The 16240-nt window shown below is 64.4% G+C and carries 16 protein-coding genes and 1 riboswitch; of the genes, 10 read left to right on the forward strand and 6 right to left on the reverse strand.

Going from position 1 to position 16240, the window contains the following annotated elements; genetic code table 11:
* Together OEZ49_RS19645 and OEZ49_RS19650 are read left to right on the forward strand one after the other, a co-directional pair.
* On the forward strand, positions 1–382 hold a 382-nt coding region (locus tag OEZ49_RS19645), incomplete at its 5' end, for a hypothetical protein (protein ID WP_263389877.1).
* A 350-nt stretch (positions 383–732) separates the two neighbouring features.
* The gene (locus tag OEZ49_RS19650) at positions 733–1347 is read left to right on the forward strand and encodes a LuxR C-terminal-related transcriptional regulator (protein WP_263389878.1); all 615 of its coding nucleotides are present in this window, start codon (positions 733–735) and stop codon (positions 1345–1347) included.
* A gap of 11 nt (positions 1348–1358) precedes the next feature.
* On the opposite strand, the gene OEZ49_RS19655 is transcribed toward OEZ49_RS19650, so the two are convergent.
* Together OEZ49_RS19655 and OEZ49_RS19660 are read right to left on the reverse strand one after the other, a co-directional pair.
* A complete protein-coding gene (locus tag OEZ49_RS19655; protein ID WP_263389879.1) occupies positions 1359–2279 on the reverse strand; it encodes an FG-GAP repeat domain-containing protein in 921 nt (306 codons plus the stop codon).
* 11 nt (positions 2280–2290) lie between these two features.
* Positions 2291–2614, reverse strand: a complete 324-nt coding sequence (locus tag OEZ49_RS19660; protein ID WP_263389880.1) for a 2Fe-2S iron-sulfur cluster-binding protein — start codon at positions 2612–2614, stop codon at positions 2291–2293.
* 143 nt (positions 2615–2757) lie between these two features.
* Between OEZ49_RS19660 and OEZ49_RS19665 the strand changes: the two genes are divergently transcribed.
* From OEZ49_RS19665 to OEZ49_RS19680, 4 genes are all read left to right on the forward strand, one after another.
* Positions 2758–3219 (forward strand): OB-fold nucleic acid binding domain-containing protein, encoded by a 462-nt coding sequence (locus tag OEZ49_RS19665; RefSeq protein WP_263389881.1) that lies wholly within the window; start codon positions 2758–2760, stop codon positions 3217–3219.
* Between the two features lie 33 nt (positions 3220–3252).
* Positions 3253–3783: a peptidoglycan-binding domain-containing protein gene (locus OEZ49_RS19670; RefSeq protein WP_263389882.1), complete on the forward strand. Its 531-nt coding sequence runs from the start codon at positions 3253–3255 to the stop codon at positions 3781–3783.
* Between the two features lie 156 nt (positions 3784–3939).
* Positions 3940–5823 (forward strand): adenylate/guanylate cyclase domain-containing protein, encoded by a 1884-nt coding sequence (locus OEZ49_RS19675; RefSeq protein WP_263389883.1) that lies wholly within the window; start codon positions 3940–3942, stop codon positions 5821–5823.
* Between the two features lie 91 nt (positions 5824–5914).
* On the forward strand, positions 5915–6634 hold the full coding sequence (locus OEZ49_RS19680; protein WP_263389884.1) for a DUF2726 domain-containing protein: 720 nt from the start codon (positions 5915–5917) through the stop codon (positions 6632–6634).
* 96 nt (positions 6635–6730) lie between these two features.
* Here the strand turns inward: OEZ49_RS19680 and OEZ49_RS19685 are convergent, their stop codons facing one another.
* Positions 6731–7429 carry a glutathione S-transferase N-terminal domain-containing protein gene (locus OEZ49_RS19685; protein WP_263389885.1) on the reverse strand — a complete coding sequence of 233 codons (699 nt, stop codon included), beginning with the start codon at positions 7427–7429 and terminating at the stop codon, positions 6731–6733.
* Between the two features lie 28 nt (positions 7430–7457).
* On the reverse strand, positions 7458–8393 hold the full coding sequence (locus OEZ49_RS19690; protein ID WP_263389886.1) for a hypothetical protein: 936 nt from the start codon (positions 8391–8393) through the stop codon (positions 7458–7460).
* Between the two features lie 139 nt (positions 8394–8532).
* A riboswitch (SAM riboswitch) is annotated at positions 8533–8610 on the forward strand.
* Positions 8611–8677: 67 nt separating this feature from the next.
* Between OEZ49_RS19690 and metZ the strand changes: the two genes are divergently transcribed.
* A complete protein-coding gene (gene metZ, locus OEZ49_RS19695) occupies positions 8678–9868 on the forward strand; it encodes an O-succinylhomoserine sulfhydrylase (protein ID WP_263389887.1) in 1191 nt (396 codons plus the stop codon).
* 83 nt (positions 9869–9951) lie between these two features.
* On the opposite strand, the gene OEZ49_RS19700 is transcribed toward metZ, so the two are convergent.
* Positions 9952–10737, reverse strand: coding sequence for a HalD/BesD family halogenase (locus OEZ49_RS19700; RefSeq protein WP_263389888.1), 786 nt, complete (start codon positions 10735–10737; stop codon positions 9952–9954).
* 218 nt (positions 10738–10955) lie between these two features.
* Here OEZ49_RS19700 and folE2 point away from each other — a divergent pair, with 218 nt between their 5' ends.
* From folE2 to OEZ49_RS19715, 3 genes are all read left to right on the forward strand, one after another.
* Positions 10956–12059, forward strand: coding sequence for a GTP cyclohydrolase FolE2 (folE2, locus tag OEZ49_RS19705; protein WP_263389889.1), 1104 nt, complete (start codon positions 10956–10958; stop codon positions 12057–12059).
* Positions 12060–12342: 283 nt separating this feature from the next.
* On the forward strand, positions 12343–12855 hold the full coding sequence (locus OEZ49_RS19710; RefSeq protein WP_263389890.1) for a hypothetical protein: 513 nt from the start codon (positions 12343–12345) through the stop codon (positions 12853–12855).
* 52 nt (positions 12856–12907) lie between these two features.
* Entirely contained in the window at positions 12908–14356 is a 1449-nt protein-coding gene (locus tag OEZ49_RS19715; RefSeq protein WP_263389891.1) for a TrkH family potassium uptake protein, read from the forward strand.
* A 135-nt stretch (positions 14357–14491) separates the two neighbouring features.
* On the opposite strand, the gene OEZ49_RS19720 is transcribed toward OEZ49_RS19715, so the two are convergent.
* Positions 14492–16237, reverse strand: a complete 1746-nt coding sequence (locus tag OEZ49_RS19720) for a serine protease (protein ID WP_263389892.1) — start codon at positions 16235–16237, stop codon at positions 14492–14494.
* Between the last annotated feature and the right edge of the window lie 3 nt (positions 16238–16240).

Below are 16240 nucleotides of genomic sequence, written 5' to 3' on the forward strand. Positions count from 1 at the left end.
GTGGGTCTGCTCATGCAGCACAGCTACCACGCTGGATTCACAAGATGAATCCCTCTCAGGATTTGTGCAACAGAGCCCGATGAATGTATCCATTGATTGGCTAGTAGGCCGTTCTGACAGTAAAGAGATTGGAGAAGCAGAGCGCCGCCAAATTGGCATGGCTATGTACAAGCTCGTAGTTGATATCTTGAAGGACATAGATCGCGCCCAAGATAGCACAGAAGAGCCTATTGTTGCGGGCGGAAAGATTGGGAATAGGGAGATCGGCGACTATGCCGTCCGAGTGATGTTGCATTTTATGGCAACGGAGAACCTCTTCCCGAGTGGAGATTATGACACCTTCAGGATTTTGGATGAGATGCTCCAAATGATGCACGGTTAGAAAGTGTGCGGTGTGCGGTTTTCACCGCACACGTGGCCCAAAAAACCCTTTGTTTTCAATGATGCCATCTGAGAGAAATTGAGGTTTGGCGGCATAATTTAGCCCAAACTGTCAAAACCCCTGTAACTGACACTCTTATAACCCATTGTTTTTATTGACATCGAAAAGGGCAGGGTGTCAAAATCAACTGTTCGCGGTCAGCCCCCGCCGCCCGTTCCGGGCGCCTCACACGGGATATTTCTGGCAAGAGGATGGGGCAGGTTGCGCTTTGCACCTGTGCGTTTCGGCTGCGGTGAAAGGTTTTCATTTGCCGCGGTTGCGACGTATGGTTCCGGGCGAGGAGAGCAAAGATGCCGGGACCGATAGACAAGCAGGTATTGGACGAGGCCTATGCCACGCGCGATCTGCGCGGGCTGGCCTTTGACTGGGTGCCTGTCGGCATCGTGGTGACCGAAGCACGGGTGATCCGCGAGGTGAACCACCGGTTCTGCTCGATGTTCGGTTATGGTCGCGCGGAGCTGCTGGATCGGCTTTTCGTGTTTCTCTACCCCTCGGACGAGGAGTTCCAGAATGTCCTGCACCGGGGCGACAAGGAACTGGGTGAGGGCAATCTTTACTGGGACGAGCGGGTTATGCGGCGGCGCGATGGCGATCTGTTTTGGTGCCGGGTGCGGGGCCAGACCTTTACCCCGGAAGATCCGCTTGGCCGCGCGGTCTGGACCTTTGCCGACCTGTCGGAGATCCGGCGGTATCAGCCGCTAACCCGGCGCGAGCGCGAGGTCTATTCTCTCTTGGGTGAGGGCAAGACCAGCAAGGAGATCGCACGCGAGCTGGAGCTGAGCTATCGCACGGTTGAGGTGCATCGGGCGCGGCTGCTCAAGAAATTCGGGGTCAGCAATACCGCGGCGCTGTTCCAGTCGCTGGGCGATATCGAGGGGCAGCATATCGTGCAGTCAGGGCCGTAAGGGCCGGGCGGTCAGGGGATCTGGCAGGCCAGCGCGGCGGCCATGGCATCTGCGCTGAAGGGCGCCAGCGGTTGGACCTGCCAGCCGCCTGCGTAGCGGACGCTGACAACCTGCCGCCAGTCGCCGCTGGCCAGCACCAGTTCGGGACCCGTGCCGCAGTTGCGAATGCCGCCGCTGATGAATTCCTCGCCGATGCGGTGGTTGCTGAGACCGGGCAGGGCAGCGACCTCGGTCAACCTGCCGTCGCGGTAGCGCCAGAGGCGCAGGGTCTTGGCGAGATGTGGGCGGTCGACATAGGCGATTTCCATGTATCCGTCGCCGTCCAGATCGGCAGCACCCAGCACCGCCAGCCAGCGGTTGCGGGTGCCGATGGGAGGCGTTGCGGCCAAAAGGCGGGCGCGGCGGTCGTAGATTTCGAGCCGGGCGCCATCGATGACGGTGCTGCGCACCGCGATCACCTCGGGCAGGCCGTCGCCGTCGAGATCGGCGAGATGCGGCGCGATATCCTCGAAGACATGGCCGGGGGGCAGGGTGACCTCGGTCGGGCAGGTGATGCGGGGGTCGCCGGGGCGGGAGACGTGGATGGTCAGCGCCTTGGCGTCGCGCAGCCCGCCCAGCACGCCGTGGCCATATTCGTCGGTCTCCACCGCATAGGCGGCAAAGAGGTGCAGCCCGGTGTCGCGGGGCGCCCAGGCCTCGTGCCGGCCGGTGGCGGTGCGGTTGGAGAAGGCGACCTCGGTCGCGCGACCTTGCAGGCCGCGTTCGGGATACCGGGCCTCGCAGGCGGTGGCCGCCTGTCCGGCCAGCCACAGGCTGAGCGCCAGCCCCGCGCCGCGGGCCCGCGCGGGCCATGGGCGCGACGGTGGGCGCGGCGCCTTGCCTGACAGGCGTGCGATGCCGGAGGGGACGCACGCGAGCGCCGGTCCGGGCATCGCGCCGCGCATCAGATCTGCTTTTCGGGCATCTGCACCACTAGGCCATCGAGCGCGTCGGTGACCTTCAACTGGCAGGTCAGGCGCGAGCGGGCCGGGTCGGGCTCGTAGGCGAAATCGAGCATGTCCTCTTCCATGTCGTCCTTGGCGGGCAGCTTCTCGACCCAGTCGGGGTGGACATAGACATGGCAGGTCGAACAGGCGCAGGCGCCGCCGCAATCGGCCTCGATGCCGGGAATGTTGTTGTCGCGCGCGCCTTCCATCACGGTCAGGCCATTGGCCACGTCGACGGTATGCTCGGTGCCGTTGTGCTCGGTATAGGTGATCTTTGCCATCGCTCGGGTTTTCCTCTGTGACGTTCCGCAAACTCCTTAGACAAGCCATTTAGGGTGCGCCAGCCTCATTTGCGACCTCGGGCGGCGTGTCTGGACTTTCTGCGTATATGTTCTATCTTTGTTCTTGTTTCCGGGTGAGGATGATGCTGACGAATCCCCAATCAGTTCCCAAATCAGATCAGCGGCCAGATCCGCTGCCGGGCCGCCGGGCCGGATCCGCGCCGCGGCGCTCGGGGCCCGCCTGGCCGCGGCCGCCGGCCTGTCTGCGCGCCTGCGATCTGGGTTTGCCGCCCGAGGGCGCGCGGGTGGCGGTGGCCGGGCTGGTGATCTTGCGGCAGCGGCCGGGCACCGCCAAGGGGGTGATCTTTGTCACGCTCGAGGACGAGACCGGGGTGGTCAACGTGATCGTCTGGCGCAAGATCTACGAGCGGTTCCGCCGGGCGGTGATCGCGGGTCGGATGCTGCGGGTCACGGGGCGGATGCAGCGGGCGCATTCGGTCACCCATGTGATCGCCGAAGAGATCGAAGATATCTCGGCTCTGCTGGATCTGCTTGTCCGGCCCGAGGAACCGGCGGGCTTTGCGCCGGAGGGGAAAATGCGCTAGAGTGCCGGCAAAACGCCCCTCAGAGGCCCGAGCATGATCCGAGTATTTCCTGCCGTCTGCGCGCTAGCGCTTGCCGGGCTGTCCGCGTGTGGGGGGGCGTTGCGGTATATCGAGGCAGGGGCCGCGCCCGAGGTCAGCCGGTCCCCCGCGGGGGCGCCGCCCGGGGCGGCGCCCGGCACCTGCTGGGGCAAGCATGTGACGCCCGCAATCATCGAGACGGTCACCCATCAGGTGCTGATGCAGCCAGCCGAGGTGCAGACCGATGGCACCGTGCTGCGCCCGGCGATCTACAAGACCGAGACCCGGCAGCAAATCGTGCGCGAGCGCAAGGAGACCTGGTTTGAGACCCCCTGCCAGCAGGACATGACGCCGGAATTCGTGGCATCGGTGCAGCGGGCGCTGGCCGCGCGCGGCATGTATCGCGGCGCGGTCACCGGCGAGATGGATAACCGCACCCGTGCCGCCATCCGCCGCTTTCAAAAGCCGCAGGGGCTCGATAGCGGGATCCTGTCGCTGGCCGCCGCGCGCAATCTGGGGTTGGTCGCGGTGCAGGTCGAAGGCTAGAGCCTCGACCCTTATCAAACACGGTTCCGGCCAGCCCCGGGGGCTTGTGGTCTGCGGGTCCGCCCGGCATTGGACCTGTACCTGGGCAACCGCCAACCTTCGCGCTGTAGATTTGGAACGCGGTGATCGTTACTCTCTAGTTATGGGAGATCGGTCTTGGGACGCAGGCTTACCACCATATTGAGCATTGATGTCGTCGGCTATTCCCGCCTGATGGAGCGGCACGAGGCGGGGACGCTGTCGGCGTTGAAGGCCATACGGTCCCATGTCATCGATCCTGCGGCCGCCGCATATGGCGGCAAGACGATCAAGCTGATGGGGGATGGCGCGCTGATGGAGTTCGGCAGCGCCGTCGAAGCGGTCCGTTTTGCCGTAACGGTGCAACAGACGATGCCTGCGCAGATGGCCGAGGTGCCGGAAGAGAACCGCATCGCCTTTCGCATCGGCATCAACATCGGCGATGTGATCGCCGAGGAAGACGACATCCATGGCGATGGTGTCAACATCGCCGCGCGAATCGAAGGGCTGGCCGAGCCCGGCGGCATCTGCATTCACCGCAGCGTGCGGGATCAGGTGCGTGACAAGCTGGACCTGCGGTTTAAGGATCTGGGAGAGATACAGGTCAAGAACATCGTCCGGCCGGTACCGGTCTTTCAGGTGGTTCTGGACGAAAGGGCGCAGCGGCTGGCGGCGGACACGCCCACGCGCCCGGCCAGCCGCCCGAAGCCCCGGCGGTGGCCGGTGCTGATCGCGGGCGGTTGCGCGGTTCTGGCGGTGATCGCCGTCCTGTTCTGGCGCTTGTGGGCCCCGGAGGCGGATACAACCGGACCGGACAACACGGTGCAACCGGTGGTGTCCGGGCCGTCGATCGTTGTCCTGCCGTTTGCCACCACATCCGACGATCCCGAGATCGGATATCTGGCCGAGGGCTTTGGCACCGCGATCACAACCCAGCTGTCGAAGTTTCCGCAGCTTTTCGTGATCGCCGGATCGACGGCGATCACATTCGCGGACACCGCGACACGGCCGCGCGACATCGCGCGCGCGCTGGGTGTGCGATACGTGCTGTCCGGCAACATCCTGAAACGGGGCGAAATGCTGTCAGTGACAGCGGCACTGGTCGAGGCGGAAACCGAGCATACCGCCTGGTCGGACCAGTACCAGTTTTCCATCGCGGATGTGTTCGACGCGCAGGCGGATTTCGTGAGAGAGATCGCCGCGACCCTGGAGATCGAGATCGAGAAGGAGGAGATCGCTGCCCTCGACAAGCGGCCGACGCGGGATTCAGTGGCTTATGCGCTGTTTCTGAGGGCGGTCGCAAAAAGCAAGCTGTTGAACACGGCAAGCCGTCAGGAGGCGATCGATTTTCTGAAACAGGCGGTTGCCCTGGACCCCGGGTATCTGGCCGCGCATGTGGAACTGTCGGGCCGGTACCTGAGCCTGTGGCGGTTTGGCGGGGCCGAAGACCCGGACGCCGCCCTGGCCAAGGCGCGCGATCACCTGTCGCGGGCCTTGGAGCTGGACCAGACGGATTACCGCGTTCAGCACCGGTTGGGTCAGGTTCAGCTTTTTGCCGACCACGATCACGAGCTGGCCTATATTGCCTATCGGCGCGCGATAGAGGGCAACCCGAATGACCCGGAGGTTCTGTATGACATGGGGTTTCTGCGGTTCCTGATGGGAGAGCCCGCGGAAGCGTTGGAGTGGAACAACAGAGCAAAACGGGTCAATCCGAGATATCCCGGCTGGTACAACTTTAACGCAGCGCTGGCGCATTTCTTTCTCAGGGACTACGATCAGGCGATCCTGCTGGCGAAAGCCGGAATTTCAACCTATCCGAAATCGCTGCCACCTCGTCGTATTCTGGTGGCGACCCTTGCCGAAATGGGACGTCTGGACGAGGCGCGGGAAGAGGCCCGCAAGCTGTTGGAAATCAGGCCTGAGTTCAGGATTTCTACACATAGGAACACGCCGTTCATGAACCCGGCGGACGAAGACCGCTATTCCGACGCAATGAAAGATGGGGGGCTACCGGAATAGGTGTGTCAGATGTTTTCGGGTGTCGAAAAAATGCCGCAAACATAGGTTCTTGTGGGCGAAGTTGTTGTCGTTGCGCAGGTAATCCTTTTTCATGAAACATGTATTGGCTGAAAAGACGGGTGTTTCTTCGGACCACATGACCACCTTGATTCTGATCGCGGTGGTGCTGGCCATTGTGCTGATTGAGACCCTACGTCGGCAAAGATGGAAACGCTGGCGCGGATCGCGCAGGTTTGGCGTCAGGTTCACCCCGTCTCCAAACGCGCGTGTCAGCAAGCCCACTGCTGAAAAACCGCCCGCCGACAAGCCGCGCTTTGAAAAGCCGTCGATGGCCGAACCGGAGAATCAGGTGGCGGCAATTGCCAAGGTCCGGTTCGAAAAGACCCGGCTGCTCAACAAGACCGAGTACCGGGTGCTGCTGCTGCTGGAGCGGATCGTCGATGGGGCGAACAGCGGTCATCGGGTGATGGCGCAGACCAATATGGGCGAGTTGATCCGGCCTGTCTCCAGTTCCGGGACGGCCCGGGACCGGCAGGATGCCTTTGCCTCGATCAACTCGAAACGGCTGGATTTCGCCATTGTCGACACCTTTGGGATGCTTGCCGTGGCGGTGGAGGTGCAGGGCAGCGGGCATTATCATCACAAGACCTTCATGCGCGATGCGGTCAAGCGCGAGGCGCTGCGGCGGGCCGGGGTGGAACTTTTGGAGATCCAGCCGTCCTGGACCGATGAGGAGATCGAGGCGCGGGTGTCCACCCTGCTGGGGCTGCCGGTGCAGGACAGCGGCAGGAGGCGCGCCGGGATGCGCTGACGGGGCAGGGGGCGCTGCCCCCTCTTGGCCTGCGGCCAATTCACCCCCGGAGTATTTTCAGCAAAGTGAAGGATGTGGGGCGGGTTTGCGGGTCCGTCAGCGCCGGAACAGCAGGTCCTGGGCCTGTTTGTCGCGGTGGTCGGCGCGCAACTCGATCTTGAGGCTGCGGCCCTCTTGAACCGCGGGGCGGGCCCCAACGGAGTCGAGCCAGCGGGCGAAATGCGGCTTGTCGTCAAGGGTTTGCTGCTGGCCTTTCCACAGCGAGGCCCAGGGCCAGATCGCCATGTCGGCGATGGAGTAGAAATCGCCCGCCACGTATTCGGTTGCGGCGAGCCGCCGGTCGAGCACGCCGTAGAGGCGCGCCACCTCGGCGCGATAGCGGTCCTTGGCATAGGGCAGGTCCTGGGGCGGATCGAGCTGGGGGGCGTATTTCAGGAAGTGATGCGCCTGCCCCGCCATCGGGCCGACGCCGCCCATCTGCCACATCAGCCATTCCTCGACCGCGATCCGGTCGCGTTCGGTCTTGCCATAGAAGCGCCCGGTCTTGCGGGCGAGATACATCAGGATGGCACCGCTTTCGAACACCGAGATGGGCGCGCCGTCCGGTCCATCGGGGTCGATGATGGCGGGCATGCGGTTGTTGGGGGCGATTTTCAGGAATGCGGGGGCGAATTGGTCGCCCTTGCCGATATTCACCAGGTGGAGATTGTAGGGCAGGCCCATTTCGGCCAGCGCTATGGCGATCTTCCAGCCGTTCGGCGTGGGCCAGTAGTAGAGTTCGATGGGCTGGGTCATGGATCCTCCGCGCGGTCTGCGCCGGGGATCATGAGGCATTCGGCGCAAAGGGCAAGCCCGGGCGGGCCGGGACGGGCGCAAGGATGCGTGACCAGCGCGGCGCGGGGTGCGCGGGAAGGCCGTGGCGCAGCAGATCGAGGGTAAGCCAGTGCGGCTGGCGCAGCAGGTGGCAATAGAGGGTCAGGGCGCCGGGCCGCAGGTAGCCCGAACGGTGGCATACCCGGCTTTGGGGGGCGGCGACCGCAAGGCCCAGCCGCGCCAGGTGGTCGAGCGTATGGGCGCAGTCGAGTTGCAGGGTCACCGCGTTGGGCAGGTCGAGCCCGGCGCCGATAGCACGGTCGCGGCGATGGGGCGGCGCGATCGCGCGCTCGAAGAGCCAGTCGAAGAGGTCGTTCTCGCGGCTGGTTACGTTGATGAATTCCGCCACCTGTCCGGCGGGGCTGCGCAGGGCCTGTTGCGCCTGTCCCGCATAGACCGCGCCGGAAATCGAGATGATCCGGGTCAGCGCGCCGGGGGGCAGCAGGGGCATGGCGGCGAGCGCCAGTTCGACGCCCATGGAGTGTCCGATGAAATGGATCGGGCGGTCGGGCCGTTCCTGGTGGAGTTGGTTCAGCAGCCCGGCCAGCGCCTGACCGGCAAGGAGCGCGCGGCGGCGCGCCTGCCAGAGCGTGCCGGACCCGTCCCATCCCAGCGCGATGGCGAGACCGGGGGTGTTCTCGGCCGGGCCGAAGCCCAGACCGCCGGGCCAGCTGGGTGCCGGGTGGGGCTGTGGTTCCGGGTCGAGCGACAGGATATGGCGGTGCGGGCAGATCCTGGGGTTGCCGGGTTGGTACCGGTACCCGTGCGTCATCACGATCACCGGCCCGTCGACCCGGCCTGCGGACCGGAGCACCGGGGCCAGGGGCCGGGGGCTGTCGTGCAGATGCGCACCGCTCTGCGTCAGATTGATCTTGATCATCGGCATCGGCCCGACCCCCACCCAAGATATTGTGGATATGCCTTGGCAAAAGCCTATGAAGCGCGGATGAAGCGGCGATTACATCTGTGTGACGGTGCCGTTGCGGGGCTTGACGGAACCGGGCGGCGGGCGTAAACGCCATGCTCAGGAACCACGTGGCGATTTGTTACCGGATTGCGGGCCACGCTAAACATCACCGCTAAAAGGTCAGGATGAAAGACCCCCTTTCGCTTGACCCGCGATTGGGGTTTTTCTTTGCCCTTCTGGTTCCGGGGCCGAAAGGAACGGATATGAGTACGGATTGGAGCAAGCGCACGCAGGCGGTCCATGGCGGCACACGCCGCAGCCAATGGGGCGAGGTGAGCGAGGCGATCTTTCTGACGCAGGGTTTTGTTTACGAGACCGCCGAACAGGCCGAGGCGCGGTTTATCGAATGCGGGCCGGACGAGTTCATCTATGCCCGCTATGGCAACCCGACGGTGGCGATGTTCGAGGAGCGTATCGCGGCGCTAGAGGGGGGCGAGGATGCCTTTGCCACCGCCTCGGGCATGGCGGCGGTCAATGGCGCGCTGGTGTCGATGCTGAAGGCGGGCGACCATGTGGTGTCGGCCAAGGCGCTGTTTGGCTCGTGCCTTTATATCCTTGAGAATATCCTGACCCGATATGGGGTCGAGGTGACATTCGTCGACGGTACCGATCTGGAGCAATGGCGGGCGGCGGTGCGGCCCGGCACCAAGGCGGTGTTCTTCGAGAGCATGTCGAACCCGACGCTCGAGGTGATCGACATTACCGCCGTGGCCGAGATCGCCCATTCGGTGGGCGCCAAGGTGGTGGTGGACAACGTGTTCTCGACACCCGTCTTCTCGCGCGCCATCGAACAGGGCGCCGATGTGGTTGTCTATTCCGCGACCAAGCATATCGACGGGCAGGGCCGCGCGCTGGGCGGGGTGATCATCGGCAGCCGCGAGTTCATCCGGGGCACGGTGGAGCCCTATCTGAAACATACCGGCGGCGCGCTGAGCCCGTTCAACGCCTGGATCATGCTCAAGGGCATCGAGACCATGGCCTTGCGCGTCAATGCGCAGGCCGAGACCGCGCAGAAGCTGGCCGAGGCGCTGGAGGGGCATCCGGCGCTGGCGCGCACGCTCTATCCCGGGCTGAAGACCCATGCGCAGAACGCGCTGGTGCAGACGCAGCTAGGTGGCAAGGGGGGCACGGTTCTGTCGCTCGACCTCAAGGGTGGCAAGGCGGCGGCGTTCCGCTTTTTGAACGCGCTGACGATTCCGGTGATCTCGAACAATCTGGGCGATGCGAAATCCATCGCCACCCATCCGGCGACCACCACCCACCAGCGGCTGAGCGAGGAGCAGCGCGCGGCGCTGGGGATCACGCCGGGGCTGATCCGGTTCTCGGTCGGGCTGGAGGATGCGGGCGATCTGCTGGCGGATCTGCGGCAGGCGCTGGCGGTATCTCAGGGCTGATGCCGGGGGAGTGGGGGCGCTGCCCCCGCCGCCCTTTGGGGCCTCCCCTGGGGTCGTGTTGAAAAGACGAAAGGCGGGCCGCTTTAGCCTGCCCGCCCGTAGAAGCCCGTCCGCTCGGCCTCGGTAAAGGTTACGCCGGGCTGTTCGAAATAGGAAAACACCGCGATGACGCGGGCGCGGGCGCCCTCGACGGGTGTGACGCGGTGGGCGGTGTTCTTGCCCTTGAACACGTTCAGGGTGCCGGGGCTGAGGGTGATGGTGCGGGCCTCGGGGTCGCCTCCGGCCAGCAGGCGGGCGACGCCGTCGTAATTGGGATCGGCATCGCTGCGCAGATCGGTGCGGTATTCGAAGCCGCCCCCGGCCTCGGGCGCCTGCAACAGGAGCGTCGTGGTGAACTCGGACCGGTCGAAATGCCAGTTTAGCGCCTGGCCCTGTTGATAAGACATCACGTTCACCCGCGCGAGCGGATCGTCCATCGGGTAAAGCACGGGCTTATCCATGGTCGCGGCCAGGAAACGGGCGAATTCGGGCCAGTCATAGAGGCGCATCAGGGCCGAACCGCCAAGCTGATCGGCGCAGAGCGTGCGGTTGGAGGTGTGGAACCGGCGCAACGCGGGGTGATCCGGCGGCAGGTCGGCGACCGGTTTGAAATAGATGTTGTGCATCCGCTCGTGCAGGAAGGCATCGCTGGCGAACCGCGGCAGCAGGGCGGCGGTCTCGGAAGCTGCCGTTTCGGCCCGCATCAGCCCTTCGAGGTTGAACATGCCGGTCCGCGTCAGATCGTCCCGGCAGCGGTTGACCAGCGCCTGCCATTCGGCGCTGCCGGGGCGATCCTGCGGATAGCGGTCGAGATCAAGACTGTCGTGCATTGGCGACCTCCTGCGGTGTTAGCCCAAGAGTGCAGATAGTTTCAGTTCGGGCCAAGGGATATTACAGAGACGGCTACGCCCGACGCCGGTTTCGGACGCCAACGCGGTGGATTTCGGGGGGAAAATCAGATCCACCCTGCTATGTTGCGCGTAACAGGGTGGATTGGAACCCTGAGCGGCATCATATATATGTCCGCGATCAATCGAGGAAGCACGGCATGAACATTCACCCTCGCGATGTGAATACCAACCCGGACCGGGACGAGGCCGAGGCGGCGCTGGATGTGCTGCGGCGCTGGGCGGCCAAGGCGAGCGCGACCGAGATCAGCCTGCTTGATCCGGCGGTGGCCCGGTTGCTGCCGGGGTCCGTGCCGTCGAACTATCCCGACCTGTCACGCCGTTATCCGGCGGATTTCGTGGCAGACGAGGCCTATCGCGACACGCTGCCCGATTTGCAGAACGGCCCGGCCAGCCTTATACGGGGGGCAAAACAGCAGATCCAGCATGTGGGCATCTCGAATTTTCGCCTGCCGATCCGGTTTCACCGCAAGAGCGGCGACGACCTGACGCTGGAAACCTCGGTGACCGGCACGGTGAGCCTGGATGCCGAGAAGAAGGGCATCAACATGTCCCGTATCATGCGGTCGTTCTACAAGCATGCCGAGCGCACCTTCAGCTTTGAGGTGATGGAAGCGGCGCTGGACGATTACATGACCGACCTCGATACGTTCGACGCGCGCATCCAGATGCGGTTCTCTTATCCCGACAAGGTGCGCAGCCTTCGCTCGGGGCTGGAGGGGTACCAGTATTACGACATCGCGCTGGAGCTGGTCGAAAAGGACGGCGAGCGGCTGAAGATCATGCATCTCGACTATGTCTATTCCTCGACCTGCCCCTGTTCGCTGGAATTGAGCGAACATGCGCGGTCGGCGCGTGGCCAACTGGCCACGCCGCATTCGCAGCGCTCGGTGGCGCGGATTTCGGTGGTGGTCGATTGCAACGCGGACTGCCTGTGGTTCGAAGATCTGATCGCGCTTTGCCGTCGGGCGGTGCCGACCGAGACCCAGGTCATGGTCAAGCGCGAGGACGAACAGGCCTTTGCCGAGCTGAACGCGGCCAACCCGATCTTTGTCGAGGATGCGGCGCGGCTGTTTTGCGCCGAACTGTTGGCCGATCACCATATCGGCGATTTCCGGGTGATCGCGAGCCATCAGGAGAGCCTGCACAGCCATGATGCGGTGTCGGTGTTGACCGAAGGGCCGACCTTTGCCTCGGCCAGCCTGGACCCGCGCCTGTTCACCACCCTGTTCCACGTCGGCTGAGCCGGACGGCTCAATTCGCAGGCAGCTTGACCCGGTAAACGGGCCGGTTGTGGCATGTTTTTGCCGCATCGCGGCATTTCTCTGCACTTGCAAACAGAACCGTCCTATATTGGGTCTGAGCGAAGATTCGGCATCCGGCGGCTTTGTCCGTGGTCCGGGCTGAAAGGGACCGTCAGTTTGGCACAGGGCCTACCATCACTGAACCACCCGGGCAGGGGCGTCGCCTGTGCCGCAGTATGTTTTCGTTCACCGCTTTTCCCCCCGTGTCTACCGGAGTGATATCATGATGCTTTCGATCCTCTCCCCGTTGCATGCCCAGGCTGCCGCGATCCGCGCCTTTGGCTATGCTGTCAGCAGCCAGTTGCGTGTGGCCCAGATCTTCGCGTGCTCGGCCATCAACGCGCCGATGGCGCAGGTTCGGGCGATACAGGCGGCTGCGTCGTTGCCCTCGGAGGTGACGCGGGCCTTTACCGCTGTGCGGGCAGAGAGCCGTCCGGCCATGGTGGCGGCCCTGCCCAAGGCGCCCGTTGCGCCCAAGGTTGAAGAGACGGCCGTTGCGACCGTGGAATCGGCACCGATGGCCCCCGCGCCCACGGTTGAAACCATCGTCACGACCGACGAAGCGGCGGCGCCGGTTGTCGCCGAGGTCAAGGCATCCGCGCCGGAAGCCCCGGAGACCGTGGTCAGCCAGCCTGCCAAGGCTGAGGCAAAACCGGTGCCCGCGCCGTCGCGGCGCCGCAAGGCGCCCTCGGCCCCGGCTCCGATGCCCAAGGCAACAGTGAAAACCGACGGATGACAGGGCCGCGCCCGCTTGACTCCGACCGTGGGGCGCGCCAACCCTGCGCCCCATGTTGGACATTCGCCCCGTCGGATATGTGATCGGTCTGCTCGTCGCCATTTTGGGCGCGACGATGGTGTTCCCGATGTTTGTCGACGTGATCGACGGGCGCGGCGAATGGCATGTCTTTCTGCAAAGCGGGATCATCAGCGTGCTGACCGGCGGGCTGATGGCGCTGAGCTGCGCCAACGGGGTGCGCGAAGGGCTGACGATCCAGCAGACCTTTCTGCTGACCACCCTGGTCTGGGTGGCGCTGCCGATCTTTGGCGCGATCCCCTTTGTGTTCGGGGCGACCGAGCTGCGATTTGTCGATGCGTTTTTCGAGGCGATGTCTGGGCTGACCACCACCGGATCGACGGTGATCTCGGGGCTCGACGCCCTGCCGCGCGGGCTCTTGTTGTGGCGCGGAATCCTGCAATGGCTGGGCGGCATCGGCATCATCGTCGTGGCGATGGTGTTTCTGCCCGAGCTGCGGGTGGGCGGGATGCAGATCTTCCGCTCCGAAGGGTTCGACACGATGGGCAAGATCCTGCCACGCGCGCAGGAGATCGCGGGGCAGATCACCGTCATCTATGTGGCGCTGACCGTTGCCTGCTTGACGGTCTATGCCGCACTGGGGATGAGCTTTTTCGACGCGCTGGTCCATGCGCTGACCACGGTGTCGACCGGGGGCTTCTCGAATTACGACGCCTCCTTCGGTACCTTTTCGGGCCCGGCGGAATATGCGGCCTCGTTTTTCATGATCCTCGCGGCGCTGCCGTTTGTGCGCTATGTGCAGCTGTTGAACGGCCACTCTACCCCGATCCTGAGGGACAGCCAGATCCAAACCTTCCTGATCGTCATCGGCGTGCTGGTAGTGGCGACCACTTTCGTGCTCACCTCGATCTTTCCGCACCATATCGAACAGGCGTTCCGCGAGGCGCTGTTCAACATCACCTCGATCATCTCGGGCACCGGGTATGCCAGTGTCGACTACATGAACTGGGGGCCGCTTCTGATCACGATGTTCTTTGTGATCGGGCTGATCGGCGGCTGCGCCGGGTCAACCGCCTGTTCGGTGAAGATCTTCCGCTACCAATTGCTGTTTGCGTCGATCAAGGCGCAGCTTCAGCGCATCCGCTCGCCGCATGGCGTATTCCTGCCGCGATATCAAGGGCGGGCGGTCGGGCCTGATGTTCTGAGCTCGGTGATGAGTTTTTTCGTCTTCTTCATCGTGTCGCTGGGTGTCCTGTCCTGGGCGCTGTCGCTGACCGGGCTCGATTTCATCACCTCGCTGTCGGGGGCGGCCACAGCGATTGCCAATGTCGGTCCGGGTCTGGGCGACCAGATCGGCCCGGCGGGCAATTTCAGCGGCCTGAACGATACCGCCAAATGGCTGCTGAGTGTGGGCATGCTGATCGGTCGGCTCGAGGTGCTGTCGGTCTATGTCCTGTTTACCTTGCAATTCTGGCGCGCTTGAGGACAGGCCACCGCAGGACCTGTATTTTCCAACCCGGCCCGAAACCCGATCACCGCACCAGTTCTGCTTCTTTCTGGTCTGAAATACTCCGGGGGTCTGGGGGCAGCGCCCCCAGCCTTGAAGCTCGGGCAGACCTCAGTTCCAGCAGCTGACCAGAACCGTCATCCCGTCTGCACGGCGGCTCATCTCGTCGGGCGTGACGGCGCCTGTGCCGACAGCGTCCCGTGCCGGAACCTGCGCCACGGTCAGCACGTCGCGCAGCGCCTGCGCCTTGGCGGCGAAGCTGACGTCGCGGGGCAGTTGCTGGCTGCCCGCCGGTTCCGCCAGCAGCATGCCGATCACCGCGCCGCTGGAATCCAGGACCGGCCCGCCGGCATCGCCAGTCTGAGCCTTCAGGCTCAGTCGCGCCAGCTCGGTCTCGCCGCGCAGGCCGGAGACATCCGCCACCGTGCCAAAGCTCAGCGTCGGTGCGCCCAGCACACCTTCGTAGGAAAAGCCCGACAGCACCACCTCGGCGTTGATGCGCGGCGCGTCGGTGGCCAGATCAGCCACCTGCAACGGCGCCAGCGGCTCAACCGGGCGCAACACGGCGACGCCCAGTCCGGCGTCGGTGTCGATCACCTGCGCCTCGTAATCATGATCCAGCGTCACCCTTGTGCAGCCGGTCACCGCCTCGGCCACGGTCATCACCGTGCCCTTGCCGTCGACATAGAAGCCCGAGCGCGACAGGCGCGGTTTGCGGATCTGGAGGCCCGACACCAGGTCGACGCGCTGTTCGGCATCGCCGCCTGCGGCAGGGTCCAGCACGCCCTCGGTGCGGGTAAAGCTCTCTTTCATCGCCGCCAGAACGCGGGCGCGCCGGTCCTCGTCGCCCTGCGGCCAGATCAGGGTAAAGCCCTTGATCTCGCCATTGGCGAGCGCCGCCTCTGTATAGGAGACGATGCCGTTACCGCGGCCTTCGAGCGTGAAACTGTCGCTGCCGCGTTCGCGGGGGCCGTCGAGCGGTACGATTTCCAGCGTCTGCATGATGTCATAGAGGCCGAACAGCGTCGCCTTGTCGCCCGGCTGGCTGATCAGCAGGACCCGGATGCCTTCGTCGCCGCTGGCCTCGTAATGGGCAAAGGGCGGCTCGTAGCGGCTGAAGCGCACCGCGCCAAGAGGCATGTCCATCTCGATCCCGGCCTGCGAGTCATAGCGCCGCGCCATGCCGACCGAGATCAGCGGCGCGTTGTACTGGTCCATCAGCGCCCTGCGCTGGAGCGTGGTGAGCACGCCGGTGGCCTCATAGCCGTTGAAGCTCTGCCAGTCGGCCATCGACCGGCGGGTGCCGGCGCCAAAGGCACCGTCGATGGCAGCGTTGTAGAACCCCGCCGCCTGAAGCGCGGTTTGCAGCGCCTGGCGCTCCTCGCGGCTCAGCGCCTGTTCGCTGCGGCGCGCCTCGGCCGGGGTTTCGTCGGCCGGTTTCGGTTGCGCACTCGGGGCGGCGGGGGCGGCAGGTTCCGCCGTCTGCTCAACCGGGGCGGCGACCGCGCCCTGACCCAGGACATTGGTTCCTACCGGCCAGAATTGCTGTCCCAGTCCGGCGTTGAGGGCGATGAAACTATCCGAGGGGATACGGCCCTCGGCGCGGTAGACGCGCAGCACCTGTTCGGCATCGGGGCGCAGATAGGGGCCCAGCACGATGCCGTACCAGCCACCGCCCAGCGAGAACCCGGCCACATCGCCCAGGCTGCCGGCATAAAACTGTGCCCGCGCCTGGGCGGTGCTCAGATTGGGCTGGGCCTCGATCTGGACCCAGACGATATCGGTGTCCGATTGGGCAAAGACTGGCGAGGAAAACAGCGAAACAAGGGAAAGGATTGCAGCAAACAGTCTGGTCATTCT

The organism is Ruegeria marisflavi, from assembly GCF_025673445.1.
Lineage (GTDB): Bacteria > Pseudomonadota > Alphaproteobacteria > Rhodobacterales > Rhodobacteraceae > Ruegeria_B > Ruegeria_B marisflavi.